Source organism: Mesorhizobium sp. WSM1386, from assembly GCF_055901595.1.
Map to the genome: position 1 here is coordinate 2,440,633 of NZ_CM148373.1, position 17,130 is coordinate 2,457,762.

14 protein-coding genes are annotated in these 17,130 nt (G+C 63.1%); 7 read left to right on the plus strand and 7 right to left on the minus strand.

What is annotated here, in order from left to right; all coding sequences use genetic code 11:
- Positions 1 to 204: 204 nt before the first annotated feature.
- The 3 genes from AC0NIH_RS12005 to AC0NIH_RS12015 form a co-directional block, all read right to left on the minus strand.
- Entirely contained in the window at positions 205 to 855 is a 651-nt protein-coding gene (locus AC0NIH_RS12005; RefSeq protein WP_473469356.1) for a dihydrofolate reductase family protein, read from the minus strand.
- A 111-nt stretch (positions 856 to 966) separates the two neighbouring features.
- A complete protein-coding gene (locus tag AC0NIH_RS12010; protein ID WP_473469396.1) occupies positions 967 to 1,821 on the minus strand; it encodes a protein-L-isoaspartate O-methyltransferase family protein in 855 nt (284 codons plus the stop codon).
- Between the two features lie 76 nt (positions 1,822 to 1,897).
- The gene (locus AC0NIH_RS12015; RefSeq protein WP_473469354.1) at positions 1,898 to 3,262 is read right to left on the minus strand and encodes an Nramp family divalent metal transporter; all 1,365 of its coding nucleotides are present in this window, start codon (positions 3,260 to 3,262) and stop codon (positions 1,898 to 1,900) included.
- A 233-nt stretch (positions 3,263 to 3,495) separates the two neighbouring features.
- Between AC0NIH_RS12015 and mntR the strand changes: the two genes are divergently transcribed.
- Positions 3,496 to 3,945 (plus strand): manganese-binding transcriptional regulator MntR, encoded by a 450-nt coding sequence (gene mntR, locus AC0NIH_RS12020; protein WP_013893617.1) that lies wholly within the window; start codon positions 3,496 to 3,498, stop codon positions 3,943 to 3,945.
- A gap of 94 nt (positions 3,946 to 4,039) precedes the next feature.
- Complete coding sequence (locus AC0NIH_RS12025) at positions 4,040 to 4,228, plus strand: hypothetical protein (protein WP_013893618.1); 189 nt, start codon at positions 4,040 to 4,042, stop codon at positions 4,226 to 4,228.
- A gap of 25 nt (positions 4,229 to 4,253) precedes the next feature.
- Here the strand turns inward: AC0NIH_RS12025 and AC0NIH_RS12030 are convergent, their stop codons facing one another.
- Positions 4,254 to 6,344: a hypothetical protein gene (locus AC0NIH_RS12030; protein WP_473469350.1), complete on the minus strand. Its 2,091-nt coding sequence runs from the start codon at positions 6,342 to 6,344 to the stop codon at positions 4,254 to 4,256.
- Positions 6,345 to 6,519: 175 nt separating this feature from the next.
- On the opposite strand from AC0NIH_RS12030, the gene ypfJ reads away from it, so the two are divergent.
- The 3 genes from ypfJ to AC0NIH_RS12045 all read left to right on the plus strand — a co-directional run bounded on the left by ypfJ (position 6,520) and on the right by AC0NIH_RS12045 (position 9,777).
- Positions 6,520 to 7,440 (plus strand): KPN_02809 family neutral zinc metallopeptidase, encoded by a 921-nt coding sequence (gene ypfJ / locus AC0NIH_RS12035; protein WP_473469348.1) that lies wholly within the window; start codon positions 6,520 to 6,522, stop codon positions 7,438 to 7,440.
- 157 nt (positions 7,441 to 7,597) lie between these two features.
- The gene (locus AC0NIH_RS12040) at positions 7,598 to 8,863 is read left to right on the plus strand and encodes a TCR/Tet family MFS transporter (RefSeq protein WP_473469346.1); all 1,266 of its coding nucleotides are present in this window, start codon (positions 7,598 to 7,600) and stop codon (positions 8,861 to 8,863) included.
- Positions 8,860 to 9,777, plus strand: coding sequence for an aldo/keto reductase (locus AC0NIH_RS12045; protein ID WP_473469344.1), 918 nt, complete (start codon positions 8,860 to 8,862; stop codon positions 9,775 to 9,777). The genes AC0NIH_RS12040 and AC0NIH_RS12045 overlap by 4 nt, the downstream gene beginning before the upstream one ends.
- Before the next feature lie 222 nt (positions 9,778 to 9,999).
- Here the strand turns inward: AC0NIH_RS12045 and carA are convergent, their stop codons facing one another.
- Entirely contained in the window at positions 10,000 to 11,229 is a 1,230-nt protein-coding gene (gene carA / locus AC0NIH_RS12050; protein ID WP_023780876.1) for a glutamine-hydrolyzing carbamoyl-phosphate synthase small subunit, read from the minus strand.
- 278 nt (positions 11,230 to 11,507) lie between these two features.
- Between carA and AC0NIH_RS12055 the strand changes: the two genes are divergently transcribed.
- Positions 11,508 to 11,957, plus strand: coding sequence for a GatB/YqeY domain-containing protein (locus AC0NIH_RS12055; protein WP_287277350.1), 450 nt, complete (start codon positions 11,508 to 11,510; stop codon positions 11,955 to 11,957).
- 437 nt (positions 11,958 to 12,394) lie between these two features.
- Positions 12,395 to 13,343, plus strand: a protein-coding gene (locus tag AC0NIH_RS12060) for an IS630 family transposase (RefSeq protein WP_352571196.1) whose coding sequence is annotated in 2 segments (ribosomal slippage) — positions 12,395 to 12,730 and positions 12,732 to 13,343 — 948 coding nt in all. Because the reading frame shifts where the segments join, the coding sequence is not laid out codon by codon here.
- On the opposite strand, the gene AC0NIH_RS12065 is transcribed toward AC0NIH_RS12060, so the two are convergent.
- Together AC0NIH_RS12065 and AC0NIH_RS12070 are read right to left on the minus strand one after the other, a co-directional pair.
- Positions 13,333 to 16,413 (minus strand): hypothetical protein, encoded by a 3,081-nt coding sequence (locus AC0NIH_RS12065; RefSeq protein WP_473461185.1) that lies wholly within the window; start codon positions 16,411 to 16,413, stop codon positions 13,333 to 13,335. The genes AC0NIH_RS12060 and AC0NIH_RS12065 overlap by 11 nt on opposite strands.
- 62 nt (positions 16,414 to 16,475) lie before the next feature.
- A complete protein-coding gene (locus tag AC0NIH_RS12070; RefSeq protein ID WP_473461187.1) occupies positions 16,476 to 17,096 on the minus strand; it encodes a hypothetical protein in 621 nt (206 codons plus the stop codon).
- Positions 17,097 to 17,130: the final 34 nt, after the last annotated feature.

The following is a 17,130-nucleotide window of genomic DNA, read 5'->3' on the forward strand; positions in this document are numbered from 1 at the left end:
CATCCGTCTCGGCGCTGCGCGCCGATCCACCTTCTCCCACAAGGGGAGAAGGAAAGATGGCGTGAATGTCCGTGCCAATCGCCGACGCTGGTGATTGGCTGAGCCGCATGTGCCAGGCTCCACCTTCTCCCCTTGTGGGAGAAGGTGGCCGAGCGGAGCTCGGTCGGATGAGGGGTGTTCCAGCTTGGCGCCATGTCAGACATTTTACCTCCAGTTCTTCCGCCGCTCGATCTCCGCTTCGGATGGCTCTCCCGTGACAAACGAGCCGACCTCGATCTCGCCCGCGCGCTCGTAGGTGGCGATGATGACGCCGGTGCTGGTGGTCTGCGATTTGGCGAGCTTGAAGGCGGCCGGGATCGCGTCATCGCCGAACAGGCGCTTGCCCTTGCCCAGCAACAGCGGGAAGGTCATCAGCCGGATCTCGTCGATCAGCCCGTTGGCGAGTAGCGTCTGGATCAGATTGCCAGATCCCTGGATGAGCAGGTCCGGTCCATCCTCCTGGCTGAGGCGGCGCAACGCCGCGACGATATCTTCCCCAAGCCATTGCGTGTTCTGCCAGGTCAAAGTGTCCGGCCGGTGGGTCGCCACATATTTGGTTGCGGGGTTGAAGGCGTCCGCGATCGGATCCTTCTGATACGGCCAGTACGCGGCGAAGATGTCGTAGGTTCTGCGGCCGAGCAGCAGGGCGAAGGGCTTGGAGAAGAGTTCATCCATCGCCGCGCCCCCCACCTCGTCAAAGTAGTGGAAGGTCCAGCCGCCGAACTTGAAGCCTCCGACCGGATCTTCTTGCGGACCGCCGGGCGCCTGCATGACACCGTCGAGGCTGACGAAGGTGGCTGCGATGATCTTTCTCATTCGAATGCTCCCGTTTCTCCAATCCATGCCGTCGTGGCCGGATTCCAGCCCCAAGGACGGGCGATCGGCGGCCAATCCGACAGGGCAAGCGAAATTCCTGGCGGCGCTCCGTCATTTCCGGGGTCTGGCGCGCGGTGCCGCATCGAGACCTTTCGACGAGAACCAGACGTCGCTGAAGATCGCGGTGGCGGTGCGGTCCGGTGTCCTGTCGCTGGTCAGCCAGATCGAGCGGCTGCGCGTCGCCTCGTCACGGGTCGGAATTTTTGCGGCAAGCTCCGCAACCGAGGCACCGAAGCATGGGATGAACCAGGAGCGCATAAAGGGATCGCAGGCGAAGCCCTTTTCGGTACGGGTCACCATCACGGCCAGCGGCACGCGCTCGGCCGGGCGCCAGGGAAAGATCATGCGGCCGCCTGGGCGCAACGCCTCCAGCCATCCGGCCGGAGGGGCGACGACGCCGGCGTTGACATAGATGATATCGGATGGCGGCAAGGGCGCGGTCACGGCATCGCCATGGACGACCGTCGCGTTGCCACAGGCTTCGAGATTTTTGCGTGCCAGGTCGGCCAGCCTCCCGTCGAGTTCGAAAGCGGTGACGGTGCCGCCAGGTGAAACCAGCCTGGCCAGCAAGGCGGTGTAGTAGCCGGTACCAGCGCCGATATGAGAAACGGCCTCGCCCGGCTTCGGCGCCAGCTTTCCGATCCACATGGCGTGCAGGAACGGCTCGCCATTGTTGATGCCCTTGTCGGCATCGAGCACCACCAGCACGTTCTGGTAGAGGTGCGCCGGGTCGGCGCTCGGCGTCGTGACCTTGCCGTTGCCGGCGATGATCGTCCACGGCCCTGGGCCAAGAAAGGCTTCGCGCGGCACCTCGGCGAACACCTCTTCCAGGCGCGGGTCTGGCGAGGCGGCATTGGCCGCCATCAGCCGCGCGTAGAATTTCCTGATATCCTCGATATTGCTCATGCCAATACGGAAGATAGCACGGGCCGGCGATCTTTCGCGGATCATGCTCAGGAACGTGCGAACTGCCGGTGAGACCTCAGCCGCCGCCGAACATCGTGTCGTAGAGCAGCTTGAAGTTCAGCACCAGGATGATCGCCGCGACCACCCAGGCAAGGGCCGCGACAGCGCGCGGAATGGCGAGATTGCCCATCTTCTTCTTGTCGGAGACGAACTGCACCAGCGGCACCACCGCGAAGGGCAACTGCATCGACAGGATCACCTGGCTGAACACCAGCAACTGGCCGGTGCCCTTTTCGCCGTAGAGCGCGGTGACGACCACCACCGGGATGATGGCGAGGCCGCGGGTCAAAAGCCGGCGCGCCCAGTTGGGGATGCGCAGGCGCAGGAACCCTTCCATGATGATCTGGCCGGCGAGCGTCGCCGTCACCGTCGAGTTCAGGCCCGACGCCAGCAGCGCCACGGCAAACAGGATGGAGGCGATGCCGAGGCCGAGCAGCGGCGACAGCAGTTCGAAGGCCTGGCCGATCTCCGCGACGTCGTGATGGCCGGTCTCGTGGAAGGCGACCGCCGAGACGATCAGGATCGCGGCATTGACGAACAGCGCCAGCATCAGGGCGATGGTGGAGTCGGTCGTCGCCCATTTGATGGCGTCGCGCTTGCCCTTTTCGGTGCGCTCATAGGCACGTGTCTGCACGATAGAGGAGTGCAAATAGAGGTTGTGCGGCATCACCGTGGCGCCGATGATGCCGATGGCGATGTAGAGCATCGCAGGGTTGGTGACGATTTCGGAGGACGGCACGAACATCGCATGCAGGATCGTGCCGGCCGGCGGCGCGGCGACGAAGATCTGGATGGCGAAGCAGCTGAAGATGATGATCAGCAGTGCAATGACGAAGGCTTCGAGATAACGGAAGCCCTTGTTCATCAAAAGCAGCACCAGGAAGGCGTCGAGCGCCGTCAGCATAGCGCCGCCAATCAGCGGAATGCCAAACAGCAGCTGCAGCGCGATCGCGGTGCCGATGACTTCGGCGAGATCGCAGGCGATGATGGCGAGCTCGCAGGCGATCCAGAGCACGAAATTGACCGGGCGCGGGTAGTAGGCGCGGCAGGCCTGGGCGAGGTCGCGGCCGGTGGCGATGCCGAGCCGCGCGGCCAGCGCCTGCAGCAGGATCGCCATCAGGTTGGACAGCATGATGATGAACAGAAGCGTGTAGCCGAACTGCGCGCCGCCGGCGAGGTCGGTGGCCCAGTTGCCGGGGTCCATATAGCCGACCGAAACCATGTAGCCGGGGCCCATGAAGGCGAACAGGCGGCGGAGCCAAACGCCCGAACTCGGCACGGCGATCGAAGAATTGACCTCGCGCAGGCTGGGCTGGTCGTCCTCGTCGCGCCTGGCGAAGCGCCATGCGGAACGGGAGGCTGTGGCTTCTGCTTCTGACATGGAAAGGCTTTCCGACACGTCCGGGGAATGTCCATAACCTATGCCATGGCTCAACATTATGCAATATGCTATATTTCATTGTATGTGCTTTTTATCCGATACCTCGAAGCGCTGGTGACAGAGGCAATTGGGAACGCCGGTTGCGCCTATGGGGGAATGCAAATAAACGGCCTGAAGAATCAGAGCCCGTGCTATAAAGCAGCAACGGCTAAACTCCCGAGGAGGAGCGCGCATTGGCGCTGAAGAACAGACCGGTCCCGCGCGAGCCACTGCCTGACGCCGACGTCCATTCGGAAGGATTCCGGCAGCAGCGCCAAGCGCGCCGCAGCGCGCTGGTCGAGGACTATGTCGAGCTGATCGCCGATCTGATCGAGGACGGCAACGAGGCGCGCCAGGTCGATATCGCCGCACGGCTCGGCGTCGCCCAGCCGACCGTGGCCAAGATGCTGACGCGGTTGTGCGCCGACGGGCTGGTGTCGAGAAAACCCTATCGCGGCGTGTTCCTGACAGAGGCCGGCCGCAAGGTCGCCGAGGAAAGCCGCATCCGCCACCAGACTGTGGAAGCTTTCCTGCGCTCGCTCGGCGTCAGCGCGGAGACGGCGCGCATCGATGCCGAGGGCATCGAGCACCATGTCAGCGCCGAGACGTTGGAAGCGTTCCGCAAGGCGATGACGGCGCGCTGAGCCGCGCCAGCCGCTCCCCGAGCCGCCGGAACCGTCCGATGTCATGCACGTTGCTCCTGGGAGCGCGCGATGTCGCGCGCCAAGGGAGGAAGCGATGGGCATTGAACAGGCACCGACGGCGAAGGGCAAGCAGGCGGCCAGCGGATTGAAGCAGGCGGCTGCGAAGGACGAGCGCAAGACCGAGGCCGAGATCGGTCACCCCCTGAAGAAGGGCGCGGCGCGTTTCGAGGAGCGTTCGAAAAGCTCGGACGGCAAGAGCGCCGGCGCTAAGCAGAAGGGGTAAGTCCGTTGCGCGATGCAGGGTTGGTTCACTCGCGAACATCCTGCACCCAGCTTCTGGGATGGCCGTCGACGCGGAACTGGAAGATGAAATAGGGCGGAATGCAGGTGCCTTCGCCAGGTTTGGCTTCGGCCAGATCGTCATAGCCGGCGGTGCAGATATAGTCCTCGCGGCAGGGATGCGCCTTGTCGCAGGCGCGCAGGCCGGCGGTCTTGGTGAATTCCCTAGTGCAGAATTTGTGATCCTTGCCCGAGGCGATGCAGTCGTTGAAGCCGGTCTTGGCCAGCCGGCCGCAGGTGGCCTCGTCGGGAAGCTTGTCGCAGGTCGCCTTGCGCAGCATGCCGCCGGGAAAGCCGCCAGTCTTCTGGTCGGGATTGTCGTAGCGCTGACGCGCCGCGCCATAACCGGCGAGCTTCACCACCGGTTTCTTGTCGCGTGCGGGGTCGATGGCGCATGCCTTGGCGGTGGCCGGCGACAGACGGCAATACTGGTCGCTGCCCCATGTCGACATCTTGATCTCGCCGAACTCGACGGGGTCGCCGACCGCGCTGCCCTTCTCGCTGACACAGGTGCCGAAACCCGGGTGGATGGCGCTTTCATGGACGCCGGCGCAGCGCAGGCCGGCGCCGCAGGTCCAGTCCTCGAAGCTTGCGTCCTTACCGCTATAGCAGATCGAGCCCCAGCCATTGTAGAGGTCGGTGCCCTTCAGCGCCTCGGCATATTTCTGGTCGGGACGGGCGGCGAAACCTCTGGTGAAATCCGGATGACCGCCGGCGGCGAACTGCTCGACAATGGCGCGGCGGCGCGGCAGGTCGGCGAAGAAGACGGCCGAGCCAGGCACGAAGACGGCGTTGCGGCGCGGCTCGCTGGCCGGGTCGGCGCCGGTGTAGTGGAAGCCGGCGATGCCATGCGTCTGGTGGCAGCCGGTGCAGCTCATCTCGTTCAGCCGCAGGTCGAAGCCGGCCACGGACTTGATGGTGGCGAGCGTATTGCCCCGGGCGACATAGTCCTTCAGCGCCTTGTCGATATCGGCATCGTCGACCAGCCCATAGGCGATGTTATTCTGCGAGCGGCTGAGGCCTCCAGGCGCGACCGAAACGGCGCTTTTGGCCAGGAATCTTTCGTCGATGACCAGCCGGCCATGGTCGAGGTCATAGATGTTGCGGTCGGTGAGCAGCCATTTGGCGAAGGCCGGCTTGTCGGCCAGCACCGTCGCCCGATCGATCTGGTTCTCCATCCTCGATTCGTAGAAGCTCGAGGTCGCCGGATTCCATTTGAAGATCTTCAGGAGGTACTCGGCGTGGCCGCCGAAATCGCGCCGCGTCGAGGCCGACAGTCTGAGCACCTGCATGTTGAGTTCGAGCCGCATGATCTGCGAGGAGTTCAGCATGGCGCCCGACAGCGGGCCTTCGTCGGAGCGCAGCCAGGCGGCGAGCTGGTCGGGCGGCAGATCCTTTTGACCGGCGGCCAGCCAGCGGTTGGCGACGTCGGCGCAGGACACATCGGTGGTATCAGGCAGATCCTTCGAGGCGCGGGCCTGCGCCTGCCTTGGCTTGGCGTTGAACACCAGGCTCATGGTCAACGGCAGGCGTGAGGAAATGCGCTGCGCAGTCTTCCCCCCGATTGGCTTGCCCTTGGCCGACTTTTCCGCGACCGAATAGTGGAAGCGGTAGATCAGCCTGATCTCACCGCATTCGGTGTGGCCGAGATAGCCACGGTCCATGCGGTTGACGATGCCAGTCAGGTCGAGCGTAGAGCCGTCGTCGTCGATGTATCTCGGATTGAATTTCTGGCTGGTGTCCTTCGATTTCGCCATGGCGGCGACATAGGGATCGGGGCTGGTCTTCGGCTCCTCGGCGATCTTGAGCTTGACCGTGTCGCGCACCGTGGCCAGCGCCGGCACCGAAAACAGGCCGCGATTGTCGACCTCGCGGGTAAGGCCGAGTGCCGGCCCGAGCAGGCGGCTGATCGAAAGACCGTCACGCTCCAGCGCCTGCAAGGTGGCGGGATCGGTGACGGCAACGCTGGAATCGAGCGTCACCGCGTCGGCGTCCATGACGCCAAGACAGAGCAGGGTCGCGAGCAGCGACAGGAATCGACCGATCGTCTTCAGTCTCACGCGCCCCTCCCGTTGCGGCGATGCTACAGGCGTTCGCCGGTCACGGCCAGTGCTCTGAAGCAGTCACGCGGGCGCTGAAAAATACTGTGACTTGGTGCAACCATTGGGATAATTGTTTGTTGGGTTGAGCCGGCCTGCCGGAGCAACGGGGACGTTTACATCACGGGGAGTTGCCATGCTCTGGAAAGGCCGTCGTCAGAGTGACAATATCGAGGACGACCGCAGCGAGGGCGGCGGCGGCGGGATAGGAGGCGGCGGCCAATTCCGCCTGCCGATCGGCGGTCGCACCGGCGGCGGCGGTAGCATCATCCTCGTCATCCTGGTGGTGCTGGCCGGATGGTATTTCGGCTTCGATCCCTCAGCGATCCTGGGCGGCGGCGACGGTGGCCTGCTGCCCGGCGGTGGTGGCCAGATCACCGACAACAGCGGCGGCCAGGACAGCGGGACCGCCCCCGCCAATGACGAGATGAAGCAGTTCGTGGCGACCGTGCTCGCCGAGACCGAGGATACCTGGACCGGCATCTTCAAGTCGCAGGGGTTGACCTATGAAGACCCGAAGCTGGTGCTGTTTTCCGGCCAGGTCCGCTCCGCCTGCGGCTTTGCCTCCGCGGCTGCCGGACCGTTCTATTGTCCGGGCGATCACAAGGTCTATCTCGACATGACCTTCTTCCAGCAGCTCGACCAGCAGTTCGGCGCTTCCGGCGAGTTCGCCCGTGCCTATGTGATCGCGCATGAGGTCGGTCACCACGTGCAGAATCTCACCGGCATCATGGGCAAGTTCAACCAGATGCGGCAAGGCATGAGCGAAGCCGATGCCAACCAGCTGTCGGTGCGTATCGAGTTGCAGGCCGACTGCTTCGCCGGTGTCTGGGCGCACTACACCGGGCAGAAGGGCATATTGGAGCAGGGCGATTTCGAAAGCGCGCTCAACGCCGCCAAGCAGATCGGCGACGACACGCTGCAGAAGAAGATGCAGGGCTATGTCGTGCCGGAAAGCTTCAACCACGGCACCTCGCAGCAGCGGCAGACCTGGCTGGCGCGCGGCTACAAGAGCGGCAAGCTTTCGGATTGCAACACGATGAGCGGTGCAATCTGAGCACTCGATTCACGCCGGTAGCCTGACGGCGAACACGCCGTCAGGGGATGTCAGGATCAAACATTCCTGCCTGTTCCCGCATTGTTCCTTATTGCGGCCTCGCCTATAAGGTGCGTTCGCCCAGGCCCCCGGGGCGGACCGAGGAGCTTGACCCGCCATGATCGATCCCAAAACCGCCAGGCGGGGCCTGGCGCTCGTTTTCACCACGCTGCTGCTCGACATCATCGGCTTCGGCATGATCATGCCGGTGCTGCCGGCCTATCTCAGGGAATTGACCGGTGTCAGCATCAGCGGCGCGGCGATCGAAGGCGGCTGGCTGTTCTTCGTCTATGCGGCGATGCAGTTCTTCTTCGCGCCGATCATGGGCGGCTTGAGCGATCGGTTCGGACGGCGGCCGATCCTGCTCGCCTCGGTGCTGACCTTCTCGATCGACAACCTGATCTGCGCGGTCGCGTGGTCCTACCCAATGCTGTTCATCGGGCGCGTGCTGGCCGGCATTTCGGGCGCCAGCTATTCGACAACATCGGCCTTCATCGCCGACATATCGAACGATGAGAACCGGGCGAAGAATTTCGGCCTGTTGGGCATCGCCTTCGGCGTCGGTTTCGTCATCGGGCCGGTGCTGGGCGGATTGCTCGGCGCGTTCGGACCGCGGGTGCCGTTCTATTTCGCCGCCGGGCTTGCCTTCGTGAACTTCCTGATCGCGATGTTCTTCCTGCCCGAAACGCTGGATGAAAAGCATCGGCGCCGCTTCGAGTGGAAACGCGCCAACCCGGTCGGCACGCTGCTGCAGATGCGCCAGTATCATGGCATCGGCTGGATCGGGCTCGTCTTCTTCCTGATGACGCTCGGGCACATGATGTACCCGGCGGTCTGGTCGTTCGTCTCCAATTACCGCTATGGCTGGAGCGAACAGCAGATCGGCTTCTCGCTCGGCGCCTTCGGCCTGTGCGGCGCGACCATCATGGGCACGGTTCTGCCGCGCGTCATCCCCAGGCTCGGCGAGTGGAGAACGGCGGTCATCGGGCTGACATTCACGGCGGCCAGCGCGTTCGGCTACGCCTTCGCCTCGCAGGGATGGATGATCTATGCGGTGATCGTCGTCGGCTGCCTGGAAGCGCTGGCCGATCCGCCGCTCCGGAGCCTCGCCGCCGCCAAGGTGCCGCCGTCGGCACAGGGCGAACTGCAGGGCGCGATGACCTCGATCTTCTCGATCACCTCGATCATCACGCCGCTGCTTTATACGGCGATCTTTTCCTGGTTCACCGGGCCAAGCGCGCCGGTGACTTTCGGTGGTGCGCCCTATCTGGTCGGTGCGTGCTTCCTGACGCTGGCGGTCATCGTCTTTGTCACCAAGGTGGCGCGGCCGGCGACGCGTGCAAATGTCACCACCGGCGTCGCCGAAGACGGGGCACAGGTATGAGCCACGACAGCCGCATTGCGCTGACAAAGGACGTGTCGCTGTCGCGGCTGGTCTTCGGTGCCTGGCGCCTGCTCAACGGAGCCGTGCGCCCGGATGCCGATCAAGTCGCAAGGCTGATCGGCAGCGCCGTCGATCTCGGCCTGACCAGTTTCGACCATGCGGATATCTATGGGCACTACGAGGTCGAGGCGGCGTTCGGCGCCGGGCTGGCGCGCTGGAAAGGGAAGCGCGAGCAGATCGAGCTGATCTCGAAGTGCGACATCATGCTGGCGTCCGCCAACAGGCCGCAAAACCGGCTGAAGCACTACGACACCAGTGCCACGCATATCGCCGCCTCGGTCGACCGTTCGCTCGCCAATCTCGGCACCGATTATCTCGACCTGTTGCTGCTGCACCGGCCGGATCCGCTGATGGATGCCGACGAGACGGCGGCGGCACTTGCCGCGCTGGTCAAATCAGGCAAGGCGAGGGCGGTCGGCGTGTCCAATTTCACGCCGTCGCAGTTCGACCTGCTGGCATCGCGGCTGCCGTTTCCCTTGGCCACCAACCAAATCGAGATGTCGGTGCTAAAGACGTCTGTTCTGACCGACGGCAGCCTCGATCACGCGCAGCGTCTCGGCTACGCACCGATGGTTTGGTCGCCGCTCGGCGGCGGCTCGCTGTTCACCGGCAAGGAAGCACGCGAGGCGCGGGTGCGGGCGGCATTGGCGGCGGTAGCAGCCGAGATTGGCGCCGGCGATCTCGCCGCTGTCGCCATCGCCTGGCTGCTACGCCATCCGGCACGGTTGGTGCCGGTGCTGGGCTCGATGAAGCCGGAACGTTTGGCTGCGATGGTCAAGGCATTGGATATCGTGCTCAACCGCCAGCAATGGTTCGCCATACTGGAGGCCAGCGAAGGCCGGCCGGTGGCTTAGGATCGGGTGTTTGGGGAGCGAGGCTGCGAGATGTTTGCGCTGCCCCTCATCCGCCTGCCGGCACCTTCTCCCCGTATAGTGACGGGGAGAAGATCCGCCGTGACCTCGCCGCCCTCTTTTGCAACGTCGACAATTGGCGAAATCTTGGCGACGGCGTCTTTCTCCCCGTCACTATACGGGGAGAAATGCCCGGCAGGGCAATGAGGGGCAGCGCGACGCCTCTCAAGCCCGCTCGGCCAGCAATTCCTCCCCGCGCTTTTCGCGGATCAGGTTGACGAAGCGACGGAACAGATAGTGCGAGTCCTGCGGGCCGGGCGAGGCCTCGGGATGATGCTGGACCGAGAACACCGGGCGGCCGGTCAGCGCTATGCCGCAGTTCGAACCGTCGAACAGCGAGACATGGGTTTCCTCGACGCCCGATGGCAGCGAGTCGGCGTCGACGGCAAAGCCATGGTTCATCGAGACGATCTCGACCTTGCCGGTGGTGTGGTCCTTGACCGGATGATTGGCGCCGTGGTGGCCCTGGTGCATCTTGGCGGTCCTGCCGCCCAGCGCCAGCGCCAGCATCTGGTGGCCGAGACAGATGCCGAACACCGGAATGTCGGTCTTGAGCAGATCCTGGATGACCGGCACGGCATAGTCGCCGGTGGCTTCCGGATCGCCGGGGCCGTTGGAGAGGAAGATGCCGTCGGGCTGCATGGCCAGGATCTCTTCCGAGCCGGTGCTGGCCGGAACCACGGTGACCTTGGCGCCGAGGCCGGAAAGCAGGCGAAGGATGTTGCGCTTGACGCCGTAGTCGATGGCGACGACGTGCATGGAGGGCTCGGCCTGTTCGCCAAAGCCTTCGTTCCACACCCAGGGCGTCTCGCGCCAGACCGAGGACTGGCCCGAAGTGACTTCCTTGGCAAGGTCGAGCCCGATCAGGCCCGACCAGGCGGCGGCGCGGCGCTTCAGGTCTTCGAGGTCGAAAACGCCGTCGGGCGCGTGCGCGATGACGGCGTTGGGCATGCCCTTTTCACGGATCAGCGCGGTCAGCGCGCGGGTGTCGATGCCCGAAAGCGCGACGATGCCGCGCTTCTTCAGCCACTGGTCGAGGTGACCGGCGGCGCGGTAGTTGGACGGATTGGTGACGTCGGCCTTGAACACCGCGCCCACGGCGCCGGCGCGTGCGACCGGGTTGAGGTCCTCGATGTCTTCGCCGTTGGTGCCGATGTTGCCGATATGCGGGAAGGTGAAGGTGACGATCTGGCCGGCATAGGACGGGTCGGTGAGGATTTCCTGGTAGCCGGTGAGTGCCGTGTTGAAGCAGACTTCGGCGACTGCCGAGCCGGTGGCGCCAAGGCCGCGACCCTCGATGACAGTACCATCGGCCAGCACCAGCAGGGCGGTCGGCTTTTCGGTCGCCCAGGCGGGGGTCGACGTGGGGGTCAACGCGGGCGTCATCTCGGCCATGTCGGCACTCCTATCAGACCGCGCGCTTGCAACCGGCCCGGTGGGCCATCCGCGCGGCAAACGGCGCGAAGCGGCGATTTCGCGGCTCCCACGCAGTCAGGCTTCAGTTCATGCAAGGCCCAGTACATAGGGGAAGGGAGCAGGGTGGTCAATGATCATGCGAAATGCGGCGGCGATTTATTTCATCAAGCAATATCAGAGGCTTGCCGCGTGATATGAGGGTTTGCCTTGGCTTGTCCCCGGCGCTATTGTCCGCGCCGGCCGAAGGAGAAAGCACGATGCGCGGAAAAATCGCCGAATCTCTGAAGAGCGCGATGAAGGCGCAGGACAAGCACCGGCTGCCGACATTGCGGCTGATCCAGGCCGCCATACACGATCGCGACATCGCCAATCGCGGCGCTGGCAAGGACCCGGCCAGCGACGAGGAGATCCTGCAGATCCTGGCCAAGATGGTGAAGCAGCGCGAGGAATCGGCCAAGGCCTTCGAGGACGGCAAGCGGCCGGAACTGGCGGCGCAGGAGCGTGGCGAGATGGAGATCATCCGCGGCTTCCTGCCGACGCAGCTCGACGATGCGGCGATCGCGGCCGCGGCGCGCGAGGCGATCGCGGCGACGGGTGCCGCCAGCCAGAAGGACATGGGCAAGGTGATCGCCGCGCTGAAGCAGAAATATGCCGGCCAGATGGATTTCGGCAAGGCAAGTGGCATCGTCAAGGGGCTGCTGCAGTAGGGGCGCTGTCCGTCGATGTAGCGATGCTCAGAAGTCTGACTCATTTCCGGAAGGAGCCTGACTCGATTCCCGTAGAAATCTGACTCAAGGATCGTTTCGGCGTCTGGCGCTGCTCCCAATACAGGACGGCCATAGACATCACCTTGCAGCTACCTGAAAGAAGACGCCGGAAACGACCACACAGTTGGTTGTGGTTTAGCCAGAAGCGGACACCCCGATCGCCAGTACCTTACATCGGCCCGTTCGGATTGGCCTCATTCGAATCGATTGTTGCGTGCTCGGTCTTCTTCTTGCTCGCTCCGCCGTTCAGCGTCGATTTTCGCTTGAAACCTCTTTCTTGCCTCGTCTAGAGCGTTTCCTGTTTTGAGAGAATCGTAGGATTCCCAAAGAGGGGTGTTTGTGATTCAAGATGCTGGCTGGATGGAGGCCAGCATCTGATGACGCGAGCCCTTTCAAATGATCTTCGTGAGCGTGTTGTTGAGGCAGTTGGAGCGGGTGAGAACTGCCGTGCAGTGGCATCGCGCTTTGGCGTTGCGGTTTCCTCGGTGGTGAAGTGGTCGCAGCGTTACCGTGCCACCGGCTCGGTAGTCCCGGGCAAGATGGGCGGACATCGCAAGCGCGTTCTTGAGCCGCATCGGGCTTTCATTGTGGAGCGGATCAATCAGGCCTCTGATTTGACGCTGCATCGGCTGAAGGATGAATTGGATGTGCGCGGGATCAAGGTCTCGCACAATACGGTGTGGCTGTTCCTGCGCCGCGAGGGCCTGAGCTTCAAAAAAAACGCTATTCGCCCTTGAGCAGGCGCGGGCTGATGTTGCCCGCAGGCGTCAGCGATGGCGGTCCTGGCAGGCGGGCCTCGATCCGCAGTGCCTGGTCTTCATTGATGAGACCTGGATCAAGACCAACATGGCTCCGCTGCGAGGTTGGGGACCGAAGGGCAAGCGGCTGCGCGGCCTGGCTCCGCACGGCCACTGGCGCACGCTGACCTTCCTTGGCGCGCTGCGATGGGATCGGCTCGCAGCACCTTGTGTCTTCGACGGACCGATCAACGGCCAATGCTTCCGCGCCTATGTCGAACAGCAGCTCGTCACCGTGCTGAAGCCTGGCGACATCGTCGTCATGGACAATCTGGGAAGTCATAAGTCGGCGGCCATCAGGCAGATGATCAAGGCTGCCGGCGCCAGGCTTTGGTACCTGCCGCCCTACTCTCCCGACCTCAATCCGATCGAGCAGGCCTTCGCCAAGATCAAACATTGGATGCGCCAAGCCCAGAAGCGCACCGTCGAGGACACTTGGCGCCACATCGGCCACCTCGTCGAAACCATCGAGGCAGCCGAATGCAAGAACTACTTCGTAAACGCCGGCTACGCTTCCGTCAAAACGTGAAACGCTCTAGCGGTCCGGCAAGAGCGGGGCTACCGGCCACAGCCAAGCTGTTCAGGAGCTTTAGACGGCCCTCGAGCTTGGACGCAAGTGAGCCGCTCCACTTCAACGGATAGAGGCGATGAACGATTTCGTTCAGAACGAGGAGTGGTTCCGGTGAATTCTCTAGCAGCTTCTTGGCCAGTGGTGTCCATTCGTGCGGTTTGCCCTTCTTCGGTCGGTTGAAGAGCAAGACCACGGAAGCGGCGAGGGGATAGCGCATCGTGGGATCGCGGTCGCACCAAGTGATTATGGTTTCGTCTGGAACCACATCCAAAACGTTTTTGTGGAAGTGCAGGAGATCGTTAAGGAGGCGCACGCTTGCCCGTTGCGACTTCGGATTGCCGGAAAACAATTCATCAAGTGTGGCGAGGGGCTGGACCTTCAGCAAGCCTTGCATAAGGTCGTCGTAGTCGTGCGTGCTGATATGATAGCTCTGGGCCGCAACCATGAGCTTGCGGCAAAGCGCTTTCGCGATAGGAGTGCCTTCTTCTCCAGCTAAAGAGGCCGTGACGACAATCCCTAGCTCGTGGTCCTCGCGCGGCGTGCGGTTATCCTTTGCGCGGAATTCAAACTTAGCGAGTACGAAGCGTCCGGCCTCGCGAACCTCAGGCAGTGGCTGGCGCGTCGCGGTGCGGTCCGCATACAGGCGCATCGAGACTATCTGAAGTCCAACTATGCACCCGCCGGGCTTACGCGCGATGGCGAGCACCAGATCACGGAACTCCGGTCCAGGTACGTTGTCGGCGACACGGCCATACGCAAGATTGAAGTAAGTCGTGATGTGTGCCTTGCCGAGCTCAATCGCGCGATGCAGTCGCCTAAGTGCGCGGGCGTCAATCTCCACGTATGCCTGCAGGACCGGGAACCACGCGGCAATGGCCGGGTGCTCTAGTGCTTCATCAAGGAAAGTGTCGGCAAGTGCCGCATCGCGCTTTTTCAGCCCACGTAAGAAGCCGCTTAAGAGCTGCAGGCTCGCGTTCTCGGTTCCTGCAAAATGTGCAACGATCGTGTCCCACATCGCGCGCGGGCTTTCAGCGGCCTCCGCCAATGCCTCACCGAAGGGAGCCACCTTTGTTGCGTTCCCGCCGATCAGCTCGGGAAGTACTGTTTTGAACGTGTCCTCGTCCGCCGCGACGTCATGGCCGAGATCACGTATCGCCGCCGCGAAGCGCGTGGCACGTTCAGCGTAGCGCGCGGTCGGATCGCTCCCGCCTTCATTCTCGTCATCCTCGTCATTATCGAAGTCATCGAGGTCGAGGCTTCCCGCGCGCCCCCCGATGACAAGCCCGCGCACCTTACTGACGAGATCCTTGGGCCGAAGGAATTCCTCCAGGGCCATCAAGCGGTCACGAAGCTTACGGCCCATATCTTTGCCGTCAAAGGTGCGTGTTTGCCCTGCCGCGATCCAGCCGTCGCGCCAGAACGACGTGGCGGCAATGGCGCGGGCGAGTTGGTCTAACTCCTCCGCCCGACCCGCGTCGCTCCAGAGGCCCCGAAACTCCCGCGCGATGGCTTTCTGCACCTCCCCGGCTACTTGGCTGTCCGACAGGGCAAACTTGCCTGCGAGTATTAGCACGTTGCCGAACCATGCTCGCACGTCCGCACCGGTTGGCGGGTAGTAGCCATAGTCCCGCGAGCGCGCGCCGAAGTCGAATTCATAGTGTGAGGAGAAGTGGCCTGTCTTCATCAGCGCTTCGAGTGCCCTGACGCCGAGTCGGCGCTCGGCCTCTTCAGGAGAGGCTAGCAGCGCTTCGGCGGCCTTCACACGCATTTCGATCGGCGCATGCGTGCCGGACAGTGCAATGTGAAAGAGCGATTCCACGACCTCCGCCGCTTCGTTGTCGGTGGTACTGCCATTTGGAAGCGCCGCAAATTTCACCAGCAAGGCGAGGGCGCCCTCGAAAAAAACAGGTTCGTAAGCGAGCAAACGCAAGAGCCGAATGAAATGCGTGCAGCGACGGAGCGTGTCTTCATCGGCGCTGGACAATGCATTCTCCAGCACGGCCAAAACGGTTGCTGGCGCAACCGGCGCGATGTTGGCAAGCATCGTACGGCCAAGCTCACTTAAATTCGGCAAGTCGCTGAGCAGACCATCCTGCGCCAACCAGCCCTCCACGATGACTTGTGCTTCCTTGCTGTCATCAAGATATCCGAGACGCCGCGAGAAGGAGCGGAGAAGACGTTCGGAAGCATTGTCGACAAGCACCAACTTCAGCTTGGCCGGCGCAATGGCCTGAAGCGCCTTCTTGGCGAGGCGATTAGCAATGGCATGCGGCAGTACCGCGCGCCATCTTGCACGCGCCTGCACGAGGTCCCGTTGCTTGAGCTCTGCCACTCCGGCGTACATCTCGTCGGCCGATTTGCCGACGAGGCTGCCGAGAAGGGGAAGCTCCGCCTCACCGCCTTCGAGTGTCTCGCCGTCGAACGAATAGACCAGCGAGCAGCCTTGCGCGACCACAAGGAGCGAGGGGTCTGGATCGTGGCGCTGTTGAAAGAGACGCTTGAACAGCTCTTCCTCGTTCAAGCCCGCGACAGTTTCGGTCTTCTCGATCCGCGAGGCTAGCGCCAGGGCAACCCGGGCATTGCCGCCAGAGAACTGGGCAATGGTGTGCGCATCGATCTGCGAAAGGTGGGGGTACCGCCGCTCCACCAGCTTCTCGATCAGCGGAACGGAAGACGTTTCCAACACGAAGACGTCAGTGCCTTCCGGCTGGTCCTCCCGGATGTCGTACTCGATGGTGATCGCGCTGATTGTCGAACCACTCGACCGTGCGACCTCCGAAATCCGCCGATGCAGTTCGGGCGTGCAATTATCGACCACCAAGATGGCGCGAGTCCGCCCGGCGATCAGGTCCGAGGCGAGTCCGGGGGGCGGTGGGTTGGGCTCGTCGGCTTCATTGGTGTAAAACGCAAGCGACGGATCGAGCGCGCCTTCGCCAACACTCGCGTCAAACAGTGCCTCGGCAAGCCGCGTCTTGCCGACACCAGACAGCCCGACAAGCCGAATTACATGCCCCGGCGTGGCAAGCACTTTCCGGATAAGATTGATACCCTCGATGGCGGAGACCCCGTCGCCTTCATCCTTCTCGCCCGTCAGAATGCGCGCCTGGTATCATCGGCGATGTAGCTTGCGTCAATGCCCGCAGGCGCAAGCGACCATGAACCGTAAGACTGCCATCCCGGCATCGCTTTGCCGATCCGCGCGCGCACCCACGGAATCAATCCGGGATGATCCCGAACCCATGTCGCGATCCGGTTACGGTCATAAAAATCAAGGGTGAGCTTGCCCTCGGCAGGCGTGCCCTTGATAGCTTCGGCCATCGCTTTGCAGCGGTCCGCCAGCGCCGAGTCCGATGTAGAGCCCGTAGAACTCACGATAATATAGGCGCCGCCGGCAACCGCGAGCTCGTTGATGACGGGCCGCACGACACCCTTAGGCTTCATCTCTTTCAGAATCTCCGACCGTGGCATGTCCGGCTTCTTGACCTGCAAGCCAGTTGCCGGCTTCGGCACGAAGCCGTCGATTGCGGTCCCGGCTGGAAGCCCCACGCGAACATCGAGACCGCCGTCCTTCGCGTCTTGATTTCCACCGTAGGTGACGGCTGATGCAGGTAGCCCCCGTCGTCGTGTCTCTGCTTCGCAGAGAAGCCCGACCAGGGTACGCAAATCTGCGTCGCCAAGAGCGGCTATGTCGTCGCCAGTGATTTCGAACATTGGGAAACCTAGGAAGCGCTAATCGGGCCGTCAT

What these genes read in the sequence shown, in the direction of transcription:
- AC0NIH_RS12005 (WP_473469356.1), bottom strand. Translation starts at nt 855, where the DNA reads ATGAGAAAGATCATCGCAGCCACCTTCGTCAGCCTCGACGGTGTCATG.
- AC0NIH_RS12010 (WP_473469396.1), bottom strand. Translation starts at nt 1,821, where the DNA reads ATGAGCAATATCGAGGATATCAGGAAATTCTACGCGCGGCTGATGGCG.
- AC0NIH_RS12015 (WP_473469354.1), bottom strand. Translation starts at nt 3,262, where the DNA reads ATGTCAGAAGCAGAAGCCACAGCCTCCCGTTCCGCATGGCGCTTCGCC.
- AC0NIH_RS12025 (WP_013893618.1), top strand. Translation starts at nt 4,040, where the DNA reads ATGGGCATTGAACAGGCACCGACGGCGAAGGGCAAGCAGGCGGCCAGC.
- ypfJ (WP_473469348.1), top strand. Translation starts at nt 6,520, where the DNA reads ATGCTCTGGAAAGGCCGTCGTCAGAGTGACAATATCGAGGACGACCGC.
- AC0NIH_RS12040 (WP_473469346.1), top strand. Translation starts at nt 7,598, where the DNA reads ATGATCGATCCCAAAACCGCCAGGCGGGGCCTGGCGCTCGTTTTCACC.
- AC0NIH_RS12045 (WP_473469344.1), top strand. Translation starts at nt 8,860, where the DNA reads ATGAGCCACGACAGCCGCATTGCGCTGACAAAGGACGTGTCGCTGTCG.
- carA (WP_023780876.1), bottom strand. Translation starts at nt 11,229, where the DNA reads ATGGCCGAGATGACGCCCGCGTTGACCCCCACGTCGACCCCCGCCTGG.
- AC0NIH_RS12055 (WP_287277350.1), top strand. Translation starts at nt 11,508, where the DNA reads ATGCGCGGAAAAATCGCCGAATCTCTGAAGAGCGCGATGAAGGCGCAG.
- AC0NIH_RS12070 (WP_473461187.1), bottom strand. Translation starts at nt 17,096, where the DNA reads ATGTTCGAAATCACTGGCGACGACATAGCCGCTCTTGGCGACGCAGAT.